The organism is Gordonia sp. NPDC003424, from assembly GCF_053588655.1.
In genome coordinates, this window is the sequence record NZ_JBSFQJ010000014.1 from 138762 (window position 1) to 157062 (window position 18301).

18 protein-coding genes are annotated in these 18301 nt (G+C 65.7%); 10 read left to right on the forward strand and 8 right to left on the reverse strand.

Annotation, left to right across the window (positions count from 1 at the left end; genetic code table 11):
• Positions 1-40 precede the first annotated feature (40 nt).
• The 3 genes from ACWDTI_RS19505 (at position 41) to ACWDTI_RS19515 (ending at position 2277) form a co-directional block, all read left to right on the forward strand.
• Complete coding sequence (locus ACWDTI_RS19505; protein ID WP_449739765.1) at positions 41-1498, forward strand: APC family permease; 1458 nt, start codon at positions 41-43, stop codon at positions 1496-1498.
• Positions 1499-1591: 93 nt separating this feature from the next.
• A complete protein-coding gene (locus tag ACWDTI_RS19510; RefSeq protein ID WP_449739766.1) occupies positions 1592-1960 on the forward strand; it encodes a DMT family transporter in 369 nt (122 codons plus the stop codon).
• Positions 1957-2277: a DMT family transporter gene (locus tag ACWDTI_RS19515; protein WP_449739767.1), complete on the forward strand. Its 321-nt coding sequence runs from the start codon at positions 1957-1959 to the stop codon at positions 2275-2277. The genes ACWDTI_RS19510 and ACWDTI_RS19515 overlap by 4 nt, the downstream gene beginning before the upstream one ends.
• A 287-nt stretch (positions 2278-2564) precedes the next feature.
• Here the strand turns inward: ACWDTI_RS19515 and ACWDTI_RS19520 are convergent, their stop codons facing one another.
• Positions 2565-3170, reverse strand: a complete 606-nt coding sequence (locus tag ACWDTI_RS19520; protein WP_449739768.1) for a TetR/AcrR family transcriptional regulator — start codon at positions 3168-3170, stop codon at positions 2565-2567.
• A gap of 181 nt (positions 3171-3351) precedes the next feature.
• Here ACWDTI_RS19520 and ACWDTI_RS19525 point away from each other — a divergent pair, with 181 nt between their 5' ends.
• From ACWDTI_RS19525 to solA, 4 genes are read left to right on the forward strand one after another with little or no spacing between them, the layout of a single operon-like run.
• Entirely contained in the window at positions 3352-5277 is a 1926-nt protein-coding gene (locus tag ACWDTI_RS19525) for a primary-amine oxidase (protein ID WP_449739769.1), read from the forward strand.
• Between the two features lie 35 nt (positions 5278-5312).
• Positions 5313-7217, forward strand: coding sequence for an APC family permease (locus tag ACWDTI_RS19530; RefSeq protein WP_449739770.1), 1905 nt, complete (start codon positions 5313-5315; stop codon positions 7215-7217).
• Between the two features lie 19 nt (positions 7218-7236).
• The gene (locus ACWDTI_RS19535; protein WP_449739771.1) at positions 7237-8367 is read left to right on the forward strand and encodes a tyramine oxidase subunit B; all 1131 of its coding nucleotides are present in this window, start codon (positions 7237-7239) and stop codon (positions 8365-8367) included.
• Between the two features lie 20 nt (positions 8368-8387).
• Entirely contained in the window at positions 8388-9512 is a 1125-nt protein-coding gene (solA, locus tag ACWDTI_RS19540) for an N-methyl-L-tryptophan oxidase (protein ID WP_449739772.1), read from the forward strand.
• 8 nt (positions 9513-9520) lie between these two features.
• Here solA and ACWDTI_RS19545 read toward each other — a convergent pair whose 3' ends face one another.
• The 6 genes from ACWDTI_RS19545 to ACWDTI_RS19570 form a co-directional block, all read right to left on the reverse strand.
• Positions 9521-9736: a TOBE domain-containing protein gene (locus ACWDTI_RS19545; RefSeq protein WP_449739773.1), complete on the reverse strand. Its 216-nt coding sequence runs from the start codon at positions 9734-9736 to the stop codon at positions 9521-9523.
• 120 nt (positions 9737-9856) lie between these two features.
• Entirely contained in the window at positions 9857-10642 is a 786-nt protein-coding gene (locus ACWDTI_RS19550; protein WP_449739774.1) for a class II aldolase/adducin family protein, read from the reverse strand.
• A 45-nt stretch (positions 10643-10687) separates the two neighbouring features.
• Positions 10688-11872, reverse strand: coding sequence for a PucR family transcriptional regulator (locus tag ACWDTI_RS19555; protein WP_449739775.1), 1185 nt, complete (start codon positions 11870-11872; stop codon positions 10688-10690).
• A 61-nt stretch (positions 11873-11933) separates the two neighbouring features.
• Entirely contained in the window at positions 11934-12512 is a 579-nt protein-coding gene (locus ACWDTI_RS19560) for a nuclear transport factor 2 family protein (protein WP_449739776.1), read from the reverse strand.
• The gene (locus ACWDTI_RS19565) at positions 12509-13714 is read right to left on the reverse strand and encodes a flavin reductase family protein (protein ID WP_449739777.1); all 1206 of its coding nucleotides are present in this window, start codon (positions 13712-13714) and stop codon (positions 12509-12511) included. The genes ACWDTI_RS19560 and ACWDTI_RS19565 overlap by 4 nt, the downstream gene beginning before the upstream one ends.
• Before the next feature lie 8 nt (positions 13715-13722).
• Positions 13723-15162 carry an MFS transporter gene (locus tag ACWDTI_RS19570; protein ID WP_449739778.1) on the reverse strand — a complete coding sequence of 480 codons (1440 nt, stop codon included), beginning with the start codon at positions 15160-15162 and terminating at the stop codon, positions 13723-13725.
• A gap of 144 nt (positions 15163-15306) precedes the next feature.
• Here ACWDTI_RS19570 and ACWDTI_RS19575 point away from each other — a divergent pair, with 144 nt between their 5' ends.
• From ACWDTI_RS19575 to ACWDTI_RS19585, 3 genes are read left to right on the forward strand one after another with little or no spacing between them, the layout of a single operon-like run.
• The gene (locus ACWDTI_RS19575) at positions 15307-16602 is read left to right on the forward strand and encodes an amidase (protein WP_449739779.1); all 1296 of its coding nucleotides are present in this window, start codon (positions 15307-15309) and stop codon (positions 16600-16602) included.
• A gap of 21 nt (positions 16603-16623) precedes the next feature.
• A complete protein-coding gene (locus ACWDTI_RS19580) occupies positions 16624-16917 on the forward strand; it encodes a hypothetical protein (protein ID WP_449739780.1) in 294 nt (97 codons plus the stop codon).
• 23 nt (positions 16918-16940) lie between these two features.
• Positions 16941-17597, forward strand: coding sequence for a response regulator transcription factor (locus tag ACWDTI_RS19585; protein WP_449739781.1), 657 nt, complete (start codon positions 16941-16943; stop codon positions 17595-17597).
• Positions 17598-17779: 182 nt separating this feature from the next.
• Here ACWDTI_RS19585 and ACWDTI_RS19590 read toward each other — a convergent pair whose 3' ends face one another.
• On the reverse strand, positions 17780-18067 hold the full coding sequence (locus ACWDTI_RS19590) for a GIY-YIG nuclease family protein (protein ID WP_449739782.1): 288 nt from the start codon (positions 18065-18067) through the stop codon (positions 17780-17782).
• Positions 18068-18301 lie beyond the last annotated feature (234 nt).

Consider the following 18301-nt stretch of genomic DNA (forward strand, 5'->3'; position numbering starts at 1 on the left):
CAGTTCAGCGCCTCAGACGTCAACCCTTCTTGGAGTTCCCATGTCCAACTCACCCACCCACTCACCCGGTGCTCCGCAGAAGTCGACGGCACATGAGTCCGACCGCGGCGGGCTGCGCCCAGGCCGCCTCGGCGCCATCGCCATCGTCTTCTTCGTCGTGGCCGCGGTCGCACCCATGGCGGCCATTGTCGGTGCATCACCAATCGTGTTCTCCGCCAACGGAGTCACCGCACCTCTCGTGTATCTCCTTGCCGCACTGCTGTTCGCGGTGTTCTCGGTCGGCTACGTCGCCATGAGCCGTCACATCACCAACGCCGGCGGATTTGTCGCCTACATCGCGCGCGGACTCGGCGTACGGACGGCGACGGCCGCCGCCGGACTCGCCATCCTCGCCTACACCGCCCTGCAGGCCGCTCTGTGGTCACAGTTCTCGGTGTTCGCGCAACAACTACTCGCCGACAAACTCGGCATCGATGTCCCGCGTTGGATTCTCCTGTTCGGCTGCCTCGCCCTTGTCACCGCCTTGACCGTGATCGGAGTGGATGTCAGCCTTCGCGTTCTGGGCGCGCTGGTCGCTCTGGAAATCGCGGCCTTCGTCATCCTCGACGCCGCGATTATCTTCGGTGGCGGCGGAGCCGACGGCAACTCGCTCGCCGGATTCAATCCCACCCACCTGGCCGGTCCGGGCCTGGGCGTCGCGTTCCTCTTCTGCATCACGTGCTTCACCGGTTTCGAAGCGACCGTGGTCTTCTCCGAGGAGGCCAGGAACCCACGGCGCACCATCCCGCGTGCCGTGTATGGCTCGATAGCCTTCATCGGCATCTTCTATTCGCTGACCACGTGGGCGTTGGGTAACTCCGTCGGTGCCGACAATGTGCAGTCCGCCGCGACCAACGATCCCGCCGGGTTCGTGTTCGCCATCGCCACAACAGAAGTCGGGCCGTGGCTGACGACCACCATGCAGGTCTTGGTGGTGACGAGCTTTCTTGCCATGCTCATCGGATTCCAGAACATGTTCGCGCGCTATCTCTTTGCGCTGGGTCGTGCCGGTGTCCTGCCGCGCCAACTCGGTCACGCTCATCCTGTCCGGGCAACACCTGCCGTCGCCGCGGCGTCGATCGGCATGGCGTTGGCGGTCATCCTTGCCGTGTTCGAACTCGCCGGCGCCGACCCGATCACGGTGACATTCAGCTGGCTGCTGTCGTTGGGCACCGTCAGTCTGATCGTGATCCTGATCCTCACGTCGATCTCCATCATCGCCTTCTTCGCCCGCACCAAGCTCGAAACCAACACGTGGACAACCCTTATCGCTCCATCCATCGCCACTCTCGGATTCGCATTGGTCATCTACCTCGCGCTCACCAACTACGACGCGCTTCTGGGCGGAGATGGCGGCACCGCCGAGTGGTTGCTCCTGCTGATCCCCACCTTCGCGATGGTGGGTTTCGCGTGGCCCAGCGTGCGACGATCCATCGACTATCAAGCGCAGCTCGTCTGAGAAGGAACCCGGGTCATGTCCGCACGTTGCGAACGCCCACTCCGTCGGGGACTCTCCAGAGTGCAGTGGAGATCTGCTGGAATACTCGTCGGTATGAAGTGGCTGATTCTTGCCGGTGCCATCGTGAGCGAAGTCGCCGCGTCGCTGTCGCTGAAGGGCTCTGAGAACCACCCCTGGCTCTATGTGGTCGTTGCCGTCGGCTACCTTGCCGCATTCGGCTGCCTGGCGTGGGTACTCAAGCTGGGCATGCCGCTCGGTGCGGCGTATGGCATCTGGGGTGCGATGGGCGTCGCGTTGACGGCGGTCTTCTCCGCCCTGCTGTTCGGGGAGGCGTTCACTCCGCTCATGGGTATCGGCCTCGTCCTCATCATCGGCGGCGTGCTTCTCGTGGAAACCGACTCCCATAGTCGTCAATTGCCAACTGGGGCAACCAAATATGACGAGACCGCGGTGCGCCGATGATGTACGTCTTCTTGGTCGGCGCGATCCTCTGCGAGGTCGTGGGCACGCTCTCGCTACGTCTCGCCGTGACCTCCGGTCGCTGGTGGTACCTGGTGGTGGCCGCCGGCTACCTGGCCGCTTTCGGTTTCCTGCTGTTGACGTTGCGCGCCGACATGCCGCTCGGTGTCGCCTACGGGGTGTGGGCGGCCTCTGGGGTCGCACTCACCGCGATCGCGTCCAAGTATCTCTTCGGCGAGGCGCTCAATCGACGGATGCTCAGCGGGATCGTGCTCATCATCGTGGACGTGCTGTTCGTGGAATTGGGTGCGGCGCATTGAGCTAATCGGTTGTGTGGCAGACCCTTCGAGACGCCCGCTCCTTCGTCGCGGGCTCCTCAGGGAGCGAAGGAAGACGCCCCCTCGGCTATTGCCTCGCGGCTATTCTCGCTGATCGAGTAAGCCCGCGAGCTTGCGAGCGAACCGCATCGAGATCGACGGTGAACATGATCTCGATGCGGTTCCTCGCAAGCTCGGAGCCTTACTCGATCAGCGGCGAGAGCGATCAGCGGCGAGGGCGACCACCGGCGAGGGGGATCAGCGGCGAGGGGGATCAGCGGCGAGGGGGATCAGCGAGAAGGGGCAGGCGGGGTGTGCAACCCGGCCAGGAAGTTCTCGAGTAGCTCGTCCTGGCGCGCCGACGGCAGCAGATCGGGCGTCAGGACGGCCATGATCTGCATGCCCATCATCGACGTGAGCAGCGAATCGGCAGCGAGAACGGTGTCCGTCGGCTGGATCTCGCCGTCGGCGACGGCGTCGTCGAGAAAGCCGGCGATCTCGTCGCGCCAGGTCTGCATTGCTTCGACGTTGGTGCGGTTGATGACCGGGTCGTACATGGCGCGGTCCCACAGCGTTGTGGCGATCCGCGCCTCCAGTAGGGCTTCGGGTGTGCGGGGCATGACCTCGCCGCAGAAGATCCTCAGGGCGGCCAGACCGCGGGCGTCACCGATGAGTCCGGCGATACGGTTGTTGGTCGCGGTGTAGACGTAGTCGTACGCCTGCCGGATGACGTCGTCCTTGTTGGCGAAGTAGTACGAGAGCACGCCGTTGGCGTAACCGGCCTCTTCGGCGATGGTCCGCATGCTCATCGCCTCGATCCCGCGGGTGGCGACCAACCGCCAGACGACCTCGATGATCTCGCGGCGCCGCTCATCGTGGTCGACGATCTTCGGCACGACGTCACCACCTCCCGGGGATGTCCCCCTCGTACAACTGACCATTTTCCCGGGATCCGGGCAAGTTACACAGTACGTAACACAGCCCGCACACACCGGAAACAGTCCTTCGTCACTATTTCCTACACATGTAGGAAAAAGAGTGCTACTGTGTTCCACACCACTTGAAACGGAGAGTCCAATGGCGATCACACCCGACACGGTTGACCATCCCCTGTCCATGCCTGTTGCAGGCGAGATCGACGACGTCCGCGCGATCCTGACCGAGGCCGAGCTGGCCTCCCCGACTTCGCGGTTCGTCTACGTCGGCCTCGTCGAGCCGGAGAAATCGGTCCTCTACGGCACCAGCGAGCTGCCGACGGATCGTCGTTTCCGCGTGATGCTCCTCGACCCCACCAAGCCGGAGTCGATCGACGCGGTCGTGTCGGTGACCGACCGAAAGGTGGTGTCGCACCGCGTGCTCGACACCGCCACCGACGGCCAGGTTCCCGTCCTCGACGAGGAGTTCGGCCTGGTCGAGGAGGTCTTGGCGAAGGACGACCGGTGGCTGGCCGCGCTCGCCGCCCGCGACCTGGACGTCGCGCAGGTCCGGGTCGCCCCCCTTTCGGCCGGCGTCTTCGACTACCCCGGCGAAGAGGGCCGCCGCATCCTGCGCGGCCTCGCGTTCCTGCAGCCCGAACCCACCGACCACCCGTGGGCCCATCCCATCGACGGTCTCGTGGCCTTCGTCGACGTCACCGCCCGCGAGGTCCTGCAGGTGCTCGACCTCGGGCCCGTCCCGATCCCGCAGGAATCCGGCAACTTCAACGACCCGGCAATCGCCGGGCCGACCCGCACCACGCAGAAGCCGATCGAGATCACCCAGCCCGAGGGTCCCAGCTTCACCGTCACCGGCAACCTCGTCGAATGGGAGAAGTGGAGCCTGCGCGTCGGGTTCGACGCCCGCGAGGGACTCGTCCTGCACCAGATCGGCTTCGACGACGGCGGCCGTACCCGCCCGGTCATCCACCGCGCCTCGATCGCCGAGATGGTCGTGCCCTACGGTGACCCCTCCCCGGTCCGCTCGTGGCAGAACTACTTCGACACCGGCGAGTACCTCGTGGGCCGCTACGCGAACGCCCTGGAACTCGGGTGCGACTGCGTCGGCGACATCACCTACTTCGACGCCGTCGTGGCCGACGAGCAGGGGGCGCCGCACACCTTGCGCAACGCCATCTGCATGCACGAAGAGGACTTCGGCATCCTGTGGAAGCACACCGACCTGTGGGCCGGCTCGCACGAAACCCGCCGGCAGCGGCGCCTGGTGATCTCCTTCTTCACCACCATCGGCAACTACGACTACGGCTTCTTCTGGTACCTGTACCTCGACGGCACCATCGAATTCGAGGTCAAGGCAACGGGAATCGTCTTCACGTCGGCCTACCCGGGCAACGACTACGCCTACGCGTCGGAGATCGCCCCCGGCCTCGGCGCGCCCTACCACCAGCACCTGTTCAGCGCCCGCCTCGACATGATGATCGACGGCGCACGCAACAGCGTCGAGGAGGTCGACAGCGTGCGGGTGCCGATGGGCGAGGGCAACCGGCACGGAAACGCGTTCACGCTCTCGAAGACGGTGTTGCGCACCGAGTCCGAAGCCCAGCGCGACGCCGACAACGCCGTCGGCCGTGTCTGGCACATCACCAACCCGAACGTGACCAACCGTCTCGGGCACCCGGTCGCCTACGGTCTGTTCCCCGAGGGCAAGCAGACCTTGCTGGCCGACCCGCAGTCGTCGGTGGCCAAGCGCGCCGCGTTCGCCACCAAGCACCTCTGGGTCACCCAGCATGCCGAGGACGAGCTCTATGCGGCGGGCGATTTCGTGAACCAGCATCCCGGTGACGCCGGACTGCCCGCGTTTGTCGCCGGCAACCGCAGCGTCGACAACGAGGACATCGTCGTCTGGCACACCTTCGGGCTCACCCATTACCCCCGGCCGGAGGACTGGCCGATCATGCCGGTCGACTACACCGGCTTCACCCTCAAGCCGGTCGGGTTCTTCGACCGCAACCCTACGCTCGACGTCCCGGGCACCGTCGCCCACGGCGAGTCCGCCTGCCACTGCTGACCTCTCCCCTCCCCCTTCCAGCTCGGAGCATTCGTATGACCACCGATCCCGTAGCGCCGGCCACCAATCAGTCGGCGCGCCAGGAACACTCGTTACGCCGAGGCACCCTCGGCACCCTGGGTGTCACGTTCTTCGTGATCTCCGCTGCCGCACCCCTGACCGCCATGGCCGGCGGCGCACCCGTTGCCATGTTGCTCGGCAACGGGCCGGGCGTTCCCGCCGCCTACGTCGTCACCATGATCACCCTGCTGGTGTTCTCCGTCGGCTACACCGCCATGTCGCGCTTCCACACCAGCACCGGAGCCTTCTACTCCTACATCACCCGCGGATTGCGACAACAATCCGGTGGCGCCGCAGCATATCTCGCGTTGCTCAGTTACAACGCCATGCAGATCGGCCTGTGGGGTCTATTCGGTGCGGCCGCCGCGGCCTTCGTCACCGATGAGTTCGGCGTCTCGGTCGACTGGTGGGTGTTCGCACTCATCGGGATCGCCGCGGTCGCCGTGCTCGGCTACCGGCAGATCGACATGTCGGTCAAGGTGCTCTCGATCCTCGTCGGGTTGGAGTTCCTCGTCGTTCTCATCCTGGCCGTCGTCATCACCGTCAAGGGCGGTGACTTCGGAACGACATCGCTGAGCATCACCCCGCTGACACCCCACGCGCTGACGTCGGGGTCGCTGCCGATCGGCCTGCTGTTCTGTTTCGCCTCATTCGTGGGCTTCGAGGCAACGGCGATCTACAGCGAAGAGGCGAAAGACCCGAAACGTACCGTCGCTCGTGCGACGTTCGTGTCAGTGACCACCATCGGCGTCGTCTACACGGTGGTGACCTTCCTGATGGTCAACGGTGCCGGCGTCGGCAACATACCCGATTACATCGCCAAGCTCGCCGACCCGACGACGTTCCTGTTCGAGCTGTCGAACGGTTACATCGGCCCGTGGTACACGACGATCATGCGAATCCTGTTCATCACCAGTGTCTTTGCCGCAGTGCTGGCCTTCCACAACGCCGTCGCCCGCTACACCTACGCTCTCGGTCGCGAAGGTCTGCTGCCCGAACACGCCGGTCGCACCCACTCCCTGCACCAGAGTCCCCACGTCGGATCGGTCGCCCAGTCGACGTTGGCACTCGTGGTCGTCGCCGTGTTCGCACTGACACGCCAAGATCCGGTGCTGGCCCTGTTCACCTGGCTGTGCAACCTCGGCACCCTCGGAGTGATCGCTCTCATGGCCGCGTCGTCGTTCGCGGTGGTGGCGTTCTTCGCACGACACGGAGATCTCGATCCGAACCGGTTGCGCACCCTGGTGGCTCCGCTGGTCGCGGGCATCGCGCTGATCGCCGTCCTGATCGTCGGGGTCGCCAACTTCAACCTGCTGATCGGCAGCGGTGGCGTCCTGGTGTGGCTGCTGCCGTCGCTCCTGCTCGTCGCCGCCGTTCTCGGGGTGATCGCCGCACTCATCTTGCGCTCCCCGCTCGCCCGAGCGGTACGCCGAGATGGGTCGGCACCGCGAATGATGATGAGTCGCATCGCCTTTCCACGCGTGGCCGGTTTTGTCGCCGCGACTCTGGCTCTGCTGTCGGGCGCGCTGCACGTCGCCGGTCTGGGACATCTCGGCCCGGTGCCGGCAGCGATGTCGCTGGCGATGGCGGTCGGATGCATCGCCTGCGGGATCCACCTGGTGCGGTCGCCATCGCCGCGTGGCTGGGCGATGCTGGTGGGGATGTCGGCGGCGATGATCGCCCTCCACCTGTTGTCGATGACCATGCCCCCCTCGCACCACACGATGTCGATGGCCGGGGAACCGGTCGCTGCGGTGCCGATGTCCGGTCTTTCGACGGCGATGCTGGCAGTCGCCGGCGTCGAAGTGGTGTTCGCGACCCTCGTGTTGTGGCTCAGCACCACCCGAACGCGTCTTCCCGCAACCCTTTCACTCTCCTGATGCCTTGTGAGGTCCTCTTATGAACACCACCATCGACTTCCGCTACCTCTCCGAGCCCGACATGATCGCCGCCGGCGTCACCGACATGGCCGGCTGCGTCGACGCCATGCAGGAGACCTTTGTGTTGCTGCACAAGGGCGATTACCGGATGGCCGGACCGAACAGTGACTCGCATGGCGCGATGATCACCTTCCCGGAGCAGTCCCCGTTCCCCGGCATGCCGCACAACACCGCCGACCGTCGCTTCATGGCGATGCCGGCCTACCTCGGCGGCGGTTTCGGAACGACCGGCGTGAAGTGGTACGGGTCGAATATCGCCAACCGCGACAAGGGATTACCGCGCTCGATCCTCATGTTCATGCTGAGCGACACCGACACCGGGGCGCCGCTGGCGCTGATGTCGGCCAACCTGCTCTCGGCCTACCGCACCGGCGCGGTGCCGGGCGTGGGCGCACGGTTCCTCGCCCGCGAGGACGCGACGACGGTCGGTATCGTCGGGCCGGGCGTGATGGCACGAACCTCGTTGGCTGCCTTCGTCGTCGCCCGTCCGGGCATCGACACCGTCAAGGTCAAGGGCCGCGGACGCGCCAGCATGGACGCGTTCACCGCGTGGGTGGCCGCCGAGTACCCGCAGATCTCGGTGATCGAGGTGGACACGATCGAGGACGCGGTGCGCGACTCCGACATCGTGACCTTCTGCACCACCGGCGTGCCCGGCGACCCGGCGACCTATCCGACCCTGACCCGCGACATCATCAAACCCGGTGCATTCCTGAGCATGCCGGCGATGTGCAACATGGACTCCTCGATGCAGGGCCCCGATGTCCGCAAGGTCGTCGACAACGTCCGCCTCTATGAGGCCTGGTCCGAGGAGACGGGGTATCCGTCGCATCAGACCATCCCGATCATCGGCTGCAAGTTCATGGACATGATCCACGACGGCGAGATGGATGCCGCCGACGTCGTCGACCTCGGGGCCGTTGCCGCCGGCGACGCGATCGGGCGGCGCTCGGACGACGAGATCATCGTCTTCTCTGTCGGCGGCATGCCCGTCGAGGACGTCGCGTGGGGAACCGTGCTGTACCGCAACGCGATCGCCAAGGGCATCGGTACCACGCTGAACCTCTGGCAGTCGCCGGAACTCGCATGACCCGGGAGGGATCGACAACAATGGATACCGATGTCGTCGTCATCGGGCTCGGCAGTTCCGGGTCGATGGCCTTGTGGCAGTTGGCGAAACGCGGGGTGCGGGTCGTCGGGATCGAACAGTTCGGCATCGGGCACACGCGCGGTTCGTATGCGGGAGACTCACGCCTGTTCCGGTCCGCGGTCCATGAAGGACCGCGCTTCGTGCCGATGCTCGCCCGGTCCCGCGAACTGTGGCGCGAGCTCGAGAAGGACAGCGGCCGCCGACTGTACGACGAGTGCGGCGCCCTGCAGATCGGGGACACCGGCTCGGGTCCGCTGCTGAAGTCGATCGAGTCGGCCGAACAGTTCGATCTGCCGCACGAGATCCTCGACGCCGCCGCGTTGCGGGCTCGGTATCCACAGCATCGGGTCGACGACGACTCCACGATGGCCGTTCTCGATCACCGAGCGGGCAGCCTCTTCCCCGAGGCGAGTGTGCTCGCCTCGGTGGAGACCGCCAAAGCCTTTGGCGCACAGGTGCTGACGAACACCGAGGTGGTGGACTTCGACGAGCACGGCGGACGGCTCGAGATCGTCACCGTCGACCAGCGGATCACGTGCGACAAGGTGGTCGTGGCGACCGGTTCCTGGTCGCTGAAGCTGCGCCCGGATCTCAAGGGCTTCCTGTCGATCATCCCGCTGTCGCTGACCTGGTTCATGCCGCGGCAGCCGGAGATGTTCGGCCCGGACCGGTTCCCGGCGTTCATCCGAGACGAGGACGGCGTGCACCTCTACGGCACACCGAGCCACGACTCCTACAGCGTCAAGGTGGCCACCGAACCGCTGTGGAGCGCGATCTCCTCACCCGATGAGGTGCCGTCGTTCAGCCGCGAGGATCTCCGCAAGATCAGCAGCTGGGCAAGCGATTTCATCCCGGATCTCAATCCGGAGCCGGTCCGGTTCTCCATGCATCACGAATTGTGCACGCCGAGCGGGCTTCCGCTGATCGATCTGGATTCCGACACCGGAATGCTTCTGCTGACGGCACTTTCGGGCCGCGGGTTCAAGTTCGCGCCCGTGTACGGCGAACTGGCCGCCGACCTGATCACCGGTAAACCGAACGCGCACTACACCCCCGAGTTCTCCCTCGGCGCGCAGCACCGGTAGCCGTCCGGTCAGTCCGGCACACCCACGCTCACCTCGGACGCCTTGATGAGCGCGACCACCCGTTTGCCCTCGGCGAGTTCGAGTTCCTCGGCCGCTTCCTTGGTGATCGACGACGTGATGATCTGGTCGCCGCCGTCGACGCGGATCTTCACGGTGGCGTTCACCGCGCCGAGGGTCACGGACACGACCTCCCCGGCGAGCTGGTTACGGATGGAAAGCTTCATCGATCGTCCCTTCGAGCCGACATGTGTGTCCGTCCATCCATAGCCATTTCCGGGGCGCCGCGCAAGGTTCTCGTGAAACGCGGGTCTGCAGCGCCCCGGATGTGCCGAGCTGTGGGCTGGTCAGTCGAGGAGGTCGGGCTGCGCTGCCACGATCTTCTGGAACAGCGGCTGGAACTGGAACCAGCCGGCGTACTCGAGCCCGACCTGATCGTAGGTCAGTTTGGCGGTGGCGGCGTCGATCGGGTGCGGGGTGCCGGCGGCCATGGCGATCATCTGGGCCTGGCACGAACGCTCCATCGTGATGAACCACCAGGCGGCGGAATCCACGGTCTGCCCGACGGTCAGCAGCCCGTGATTGGCCAGCACCGCCGCCTTGTTGGTGCCGAGTGCGGCCGCGATACGGCGTCCCTCGTCGAACTCGTTGACGACGCCGGTGAAGTCGTCGAAGACGGCGTGGTCGTCGTAGAACGCGCACGCGTCCTGGGTCAGGGGCTCGAGACCGATCCGCAGACTCGACAGGGCCTTGCCGTAGAGCGAGTGTGCGTGCGCGGCGGCGACGGCGTCGGGCCGGGCTGCGTGCACCTGTGAATGGATGACGAACGCGGCGCGGTTGACGGGCCGGTTTCCTTCCACGATCTCGCCCTCGTGGTTGATCAAGATGAGGTCGCTGGCGCGGATCCGACTGAAGTGCATCCCGAACGGGTTGACCCAGAAATGGTCGGTGCGCTCCGGGTCCCGGGCGGTGATGTGGCCGGCGACGCCCTCGTCGAAGCCGCATTGGGAGAACAACCGGAACGCAGCGGCGAGGCGCTGCTTGCGGTGCAGACGCTCCTGCTCGACGGAATCGAAGGTCGGCGGCATCGGCATCTCGACACCCGGCTGGGTCTGCGCAACGTCGGCGGTCATGAACGCTCCTTTGTGGAAATGGCGGGACCACCTAATTGTCGACGGTCATCCGCCAGAAATCATCGGGATCCGGGGCAAAGAATTCTCCATCGGTTCGGGAATTTCACGAAGATCGATTGCTGCCGTCGATCGGACCAGGCCGTCGACGGTGTGCAGGTCCCATCCGGTCAACTGCTGCCAGCGCTCCAGCCGGTAGGCCAGCGAATTCGCGTGCAGATGAAGCTCGCGCGCCGCGGCACTGGCGGAGAACCCGTTGCGCGTGAACGCCACGACCGCCTCGGCCAGATGCGGATTCGAGGCGGCGACCTCTGCTCCCACGGCCAGAATCGGCTCGAGCTCACCGCGATGCTCGGCCAGGATCGCCGACATCCACGCATCGCGGAAGTCGCAGACCCGACCGCCGGCACGCAACAGCGCCATGGCCCGCCGCGCATCACGCATGCTGGTCGTGGCGCCGGCCAGGCGCGGGCGCACCAGTCCCAGACCCACGGCCGCATCCGGGTGCACACGCCGGATCACCTCGACGACGACCTCGCTCGACACCGACTGGAAGATCGTCACGACCGCATCGTCGCGACGGCTGCACAACGCCCGGGCGGGACCCGCGTCAAGCGCGTGCTGCAGATCCTGCAACCGAATCTCCGACCAGTCCTCGGCCGGGGTGCACGCCACCTGGAAGCCGGCATCCGGATCGAAGTTCAGCGCGGCCGCCAACCTGCGGGTCTCCTCGCTGATCCGGCCCTGCTCGAGGTGGCCGAACAGAACCGACCGCCGGCTCGCCCGCACCGCCGCCACCGTCCGCGTCGCCTCGCTGTGGCCGGTTGCCACCGCCGTCGTCGCGGCATGGACGAGGTCCCACAGCTCGCCGGCAGCATCGAGCAGTTCCGGTGTGGGCCCCGGGGACGTCTCGACGAGCGCGCGCCACAGTTCGCGGGATCCGATGTGGAACGACTCGATCACGTCCGACAACGACATCCCCTGCAGGGCCCGCTGTCGCCCGAGCTCCCGAACGAGATCGATGTCCAACGCATCGTGCCCATGCGCCATGTACTCGAGCCAATGCAGCAACTGCTGCTTGATCGACTCCCGGTGCTCGACGACGGGCACGGACGCGTACGACGGTAAACGTGCCCGGATCTGATCCACGACTACGATGGTCACCGGATCGATGTCGGCGACCACCTTCTGACACATGGTGGCGATCGAATCGTCGTCGCGCGATCTGGTCATCTCTGCCTCCCGGGCCCACTGACACCTTGCCAGACCGGAAGTCCGTCGGGACGCGGACCGCTCAGTCCCGCATCAGCACCGATTCGGACGGATGGTCGGAGGCGAAGTGTGAAGGCAGGTCGGCGATGAACACGTTCTCCGTGCGGGTGCGGGTGATGAGCCACCGTCCGCGTTCCTTGCGGAAGGCGTTGTTGAGCCGGCTCGAGCGCAGCAGACTGCGGCCGTCGGAGAACAGCCACGGCTGCATGTGAATCCACTGGCCGGTCGCGGTGTCACCGGTGACGTGGATCTGCTCGGACGTGAGGTAGTGAGCGTTCAACAACAGTGCGGGGTCCCGCTTTTCGCCCCAGAAGTTCTGGAAGTGCTTGCGGATCGCGTCTTTTCCCTCGGCGCGACCGAACTGGCCGGTGTAGTACTCCCCCACGCCCTCCCACACCGCGTCGTCGGTGTAGAGGTCGAGGATCGCCTCGATGCGGTGCGCGTCGTCGGCAATCCCGAACTCGGGGCAGGGCGTGTCGCAGAGGAACATGTAGCGCGCCTGGATCCGGCGGATGTCGGCCTCGGCCTCGAGGACGTCGATCCGGGCGGTGAGTGTCGCGATCGCCTCTGCGGTCGCCGCGTCGGTGGCGGTCGGGTTCATTCGGCATCCACCTCGGCGGCAGCAGGTGCGGTGTTCTCGAGCGCGGATACCACGGTCCGTGCCTGTCGAATCCATTCGTGGATTCGAGATCCGGTGACGTTCTGCGGGAGTTGCGCGAGCCGCAGGGTCATCGAGTAGCCGCCGTTCGGGTCGCGGATCGGCAGGACCAGCGAGCCGATGTCGTAGGTCTGGTCGTCGTCGAGTTCACGCACGCGATAGTCGACCGCACAGTTGGCGATCGATTCGCGGATGCTGCGTTCGTCGGCGGGGGTGAGTCTGCCGTTCTCGAAGCGCTTCGTGGCATCGCGCATGACGCCGTATGCGGCGTCGCCCTCGGGCGGCAGGAACGACATTGCGAAACCGTTGTCGCGCATGAACGTCAGCCGATCCCGATGGATCTGTTTGACGGTGTCGTCGGCGTGGCGGAGCTTGTTGATCCACCGCTCCTGGGTTTCCACGGGCTGATCGAAGACGTAGCTGTCGCCGATCGGCGGCACGATCGGTACCCGACGGGCCAGTCCGTGTTCACGGTCGACGTCGTCGCCGGTGGCCGACAGGGCCACGGCCATCTCGTCGCAACTGACCGCGGTGAGGACCGACACCTCGCATCCGATCGTCGAGGCCAGCGCCTCGACCTGAGGGCGTGCGCCATGTGCGGCGTGGATGGCCGGGAGGATCTCGTGATCCATCCGCGCCATCAACGACGTGCACACGAAGCTGCCGTATCCGCCCTGGAAGAAGATCAACGGCGACACCGGGTTGGTGACCGCCATGTCGACGACCTCGCACAACGCGATCCAGTGGTCGCCCGCGTCGACGGTGTTCCACATGCGGGTGTCGATCCAGGCCACCGAGTCGGCGAGAATCGGGTCGCCGGAGGGTGATTCGAACCAGTCGACGCCGTCGAGCTTGTTCTCCCAGCGTCGGGCGATGGTCATCACGACGTCTTCCTGCTCGCCGCCGACGATGTTGATGCACAACGAATCACACTGCTGCATCTGCTCGAAGGTGCGGGAGGTCTTCATCGGCATGAACGACACCAGGGCCGGTTCGAGCGAGACGGAGCTGAAGGTGCCGACCACCATGGCGAGGATGCCGCCCTCGGTGTCGCGGCCGGTCACCACGACAACACCGGTGGGATAGTGGCCCAACACTTCTCGGAAGAGCTGCGGGTCGACCGGGGTAGAGGTCTGGGTGGACATGGATGCTCCTAAGAAGCCTTGACGAATCGTTGCTGGAGGGTGCGGCCGAGCCGTTCGGGGCGCAGGAACGCGATACACAGGGTGCCGCCGACGAGCAGGACGAGGCCGGTGATGGTGAAGGCCTGGTGCACACCGACAGCCATGCGGTCGGCCATTTCCGGAGTCGGCTTGACTCCCTTGGGCGGCGACACATAGCCGGCATGAGACATCAACCAGCCCACCAGGATCGGCGAGATCACCGCACCGAACGACGCGACGCCGCCGAGGGTCGCCATCATGATCGGTCGTTGCCGGGCGCCGACGGCGTACCCGATCGCGGCCGCGGTCATCGGGTAGGCCAGGCTGCATCCCGCCGCGACACACAGGAGCGCCACGGCAACGGCGCCCGAGGTCGCCTGGATCGCCACGAAACAGATGCCGGCGACGACGGCCGCGCAGCCGAACGGGACGGCGATTGCGCGGTGTGCGGTGTATCCACGTTTGAGGAGGCGATGTCCGAGTGCGCCGAGGGCGAGCAGGACGAGCGCGCCGATGACCCACGGGACGGTGGTGACCGAGCCGACCGTGGTGCGTGACAGGCCGGCCACGGTGCCCAGATACTGCGGCAGCCAGGTGGTGAGGAAGCCCTGCACGAAGAAGTTGGAGGCGCCACCGATGACCGCGGCGAGGAATGTCAGGCTGAGCAGTGCGCGCCAGATTTCGACCGGCTTCTGTGCGTCGACCGCGGAGGTCGCGATCTCGTCGGCCGCGGTGTCGACCGTGGTTACCTCGTCGACAGTGGTTGCGGCGTCGTCGGTGGCTGTCTCCCGACGGGCGCGGAACGGTCCGTCGCCGCCGAGCAGGAACCAGGCCGTCGTCCAGATGAGACCGACGATGCCCAGCGCGCCGAATGCCCAGCGCCATCCCCATTCCCCGATCACCCAGACCAGCACCGGTGCGGCGATGACGGGTCCGAGGGCGGAGCCGGCCGCGATCAGGTTCGACGGCAGTGCACGGCGAACGGGCGAGAACCAGGTATGCGCCGATGTCAGCGACATGGCGGTGGCCGGTCCCTCGGCGCCGCCGAGCAGGATGCGGGTGAGCAGCAGGATCGCGGCCCCGCCGCCGAGCAGCATCGGGAACTGCAGCACCGCCCAGGTGATACTCATCGTGAACAGGATCCATTTGACGGAGAACTTCGATGCGAGCACCCCGGTGATGACCGAGACGATGGCGTAGAGGAAGAAGAACGCGCTGCCGATGAACCCGAACTCGACTGTCGTCAAGCCGAGTTCGGGAATGGCGTCGGCCGACACGAGACCGAGCACGGCCTTGTCGGCGAACGCCACGATCTGGAACAGGACCAGCAGTCCGGTGACCAGCCACGCACGTCGTGACATCCGGCCCAGATCGAATCTGCGCGGGGTGGGTGGACTTTCGGTGTGCTGATCAGTTGTGGTGGTGGACATCGGTTCTTCCTCCGTCGGGGGCTGGAGATCGTCGGATGCCAGTGAAACTATGACCGGATCCGGTTACAGCGGTAGGAGGGATTTCTTTACTGTTGCCGACGGCGACAACCAGGCAGACTGATGACATCGGAAGAAGGAGGAACGGTGAGCTCGGCTTACTGGAACCAGCCCGTCAGTGACCAGGTAACCGCTGTCCACGAAGGCGCAGTGACCGCGGAAACACTTGTCGCACAAACCCGAGCCGAGATCGAGCGTGCCGAGACGGACCTCGCGGCCTGGGTGCAGTTGTCCGACCGCATCGTCGACGATGCGCGGAACGAAGACGCGACGGGTGGCCGTCGACCCCTGCGCGGGATCTCGATCGGGATCAAGGATCTGATCGACGTGGCCGGGCTGCCGACCCGTGCCGGATCAGCGGTCACCTCACCGGACCCCGCGAGCACAGACGCCGCCTGCGTCGCACGGTTCCGCGAGTTGGGTGCGGTGGTGCAGGGCAAGACCGTGACCACGGAATTCGGCTACTTCTCCCCCGGCCCCACCCGCAACCCGGCCGCGTCCGATCACACGCCGGGCGGATCGTCGAGCGGGTCCGCGGCGGCGGTGGGTGCCGGCGTCATCCCCATCGCCCTGGGCACGCAGACCGCGGGATCGCTGACCCGGCCGGCGTCGTATTGCGGTGCGGTGGGCATGGTTCTGGCTCAGGGAACGACCAGTCTGGCCGGTGTGACCGGGCTGAGTGAATCGTTGGATTCGCTCGGCATTCTGACCCGTACCGTCGACGACTTGGCATATGTGTATTCGGCGTTCGCCGGACGAGCGCGCCGCAGCCCGGATTCACGACATGCCTCGTCGGCGCTGGTGTGGCGCGGTAGTTCCCTCGACGTCGTGGAACCGTCGATGCAGCGTCTGCTGGACCTGCTTCCCGGTCTTCTCAGCGACGCCGGACTCAGTGCCGGACCGCTGGATTGGGACGACCATGTACAGACCCTCGCCGACGATCACGTGACGGTGATGTCGCACGAGGCGGCCGTGACACTCGCCAAGATCGAGAAGAGTTCCCGCGACGCGTTGAGCCCCCAACTGTGCGCGCTCATCGACAGCGGCCGTGAGGTTCCCGCTTCGGCCGCCGCAGGTGCGTTGATCCGCCGCGACCGCTCCCGCGCGCTGCTGCGCGACATGCTCGGCGACGACACCGTCATCGTCGGGCCTGCGGCGCTGGGTCCGGCGCCAAAGGGGTTGGATGCCACGGGTTCTCCGATCCTCAGCCGCCCCTGGCAGCTTCTGGGTCTGCCCGTCGTCGTGGTCCCGGGTGCGTCGACCACCGACGGACTTCCGCTGGGCCTGCAGGTCATCGGGATGCCCGGCGACGAAACAAATCTGTTCGAGGTGGCGGGAGCGCTCGAGCCCCTGCTGCGTGATCTGCCGGCGATTCCGGCCTGACCAGAGAAAGGTACTTGTGTCATGGTCCTCAAGCCGCGGCCGATAACCCATCACCGGATGTTCCTCACCTGCTACGAGGACACCTTCAACTACGGCTGGCATCATGTCGACCTGTTTGTGCACGACGAACACGGTCGCGAGGTGAACTGGGTGCACTGGACGGTCGAGGCCGACGGCCCGGAGGCCGCCGACGCCTCCGTCCGCAGCGAAGAGCCGTGGCTGGAGCGCACTTCGACCTGGGAGCACAAGGTCAGTGCCGCCGGCATGAACTACTGGACCGCCGATGCGGCGTGGAACGACGAGGCCGACGGGTAAAGTCTCGTCGACGAATCATGACCATGGCAGAGCAGACGAACGAGCACAGCACACCACCGGCAACGGTGTATGTCGTCGACGACGATCCCGAGTTGTGCGAGTCCGTCGACTGGCTATTGGGCAGTATCGGTATCAAGCCGGAGATCTGCCACAGCGCCGACGCGTTTCTGGCCGCCTACGACGGCAGTCATCCCGCCTGCATCGTCCTGGACGTCCGCATGCCGCAGATGAGCGGTACCCGACTGCAGGAACGCATCAACGAGTTCGCCCCACACGTCGCGATCATCTTCGTCTCGGCACACGGCGACATCCGCATGTCCGTGTCCACGCTGCAGGCCGGCGCCCTCGACTTCCTCGAAAAGCCCTACGATCCACAGCGTTTGCTCGACGCGGTGCAGGCCGGGATGGAGAAGGCGACCGAGCGATTCCATGCCTACGAGCTGCGGCGCTCGATTCAGGAGAAGGTGTCGCTGCTGACCCCTCGCGAACGGGAGATCCTCGCGTTGGTGGTCGAGGGACTGCCCAGTCAGAACATCGCCCGCAAACTCGGCATGAGCGTGAAAACCGTTGACGTGCACCGCGCTCGGATCAAGAGCAAGACCGACGCCGACAGCATCAGCACACTCGTGCGCGATGTGCTGAGGTTCGACGTCGAGGTGCCGACGGACGACTCGCGCTGATCGAGTGCGGCCGGAACCCGGGACCAAACACGTTTCCCGCACGGTTTCCGCTGATCGAGTAAGTAACCGAGTTTGCGCGGGTCCGCATCGAGATCACCGCCCTGGCGACCGACCACGGGTTCCCCGAAGGGATTTCCGCTGATCGAGTAAGGCTCCGAGCGCAGCGAGGCGCCGCATCGAGATCACCGCCGCAACCTCTTCAGCGCCAGCTCGTGCAGATCGTCGAACCTGCCCTCTATCAACGCCCGTCGCTTCGCCCTCGACCACTTCTGTAGGCGTTTCTCGAGAGCGTATGCCTCGCCGATGTTTTCGCATTCCTGCACGAAGACCAGTCGCACCGGAGTCCGGGTACTCGTGTAGCGAGCCCCGCGTCCACTGTTGTGCTGTTCGACGCGATGCTCGATGTTCCGTGTGCTTCCGACGTAGTAACTACCATCGGAGCACTCGACGATATACACGCAGGCGGTCATCTTGTCAGTATCCGTCGTCGGTCATGCCGCCACGAAAATCTATCCACAGGGGCGCTTTCGCGGGTTCGCGCGGTCCGGAGGTGCGGTCTCAATGCAGCGCCTCGCTGCGCTCGGGGCGTGATCCGAAGAGTCGCCACTCCCCGCTGATCGAGTAAGGCCCCGAGCTTGCGAGGGTCCGCATCGAGATCTCGTTCACCGTTGATCTCGATGCGCTCGCTCGCAAGCTCGCGGGCT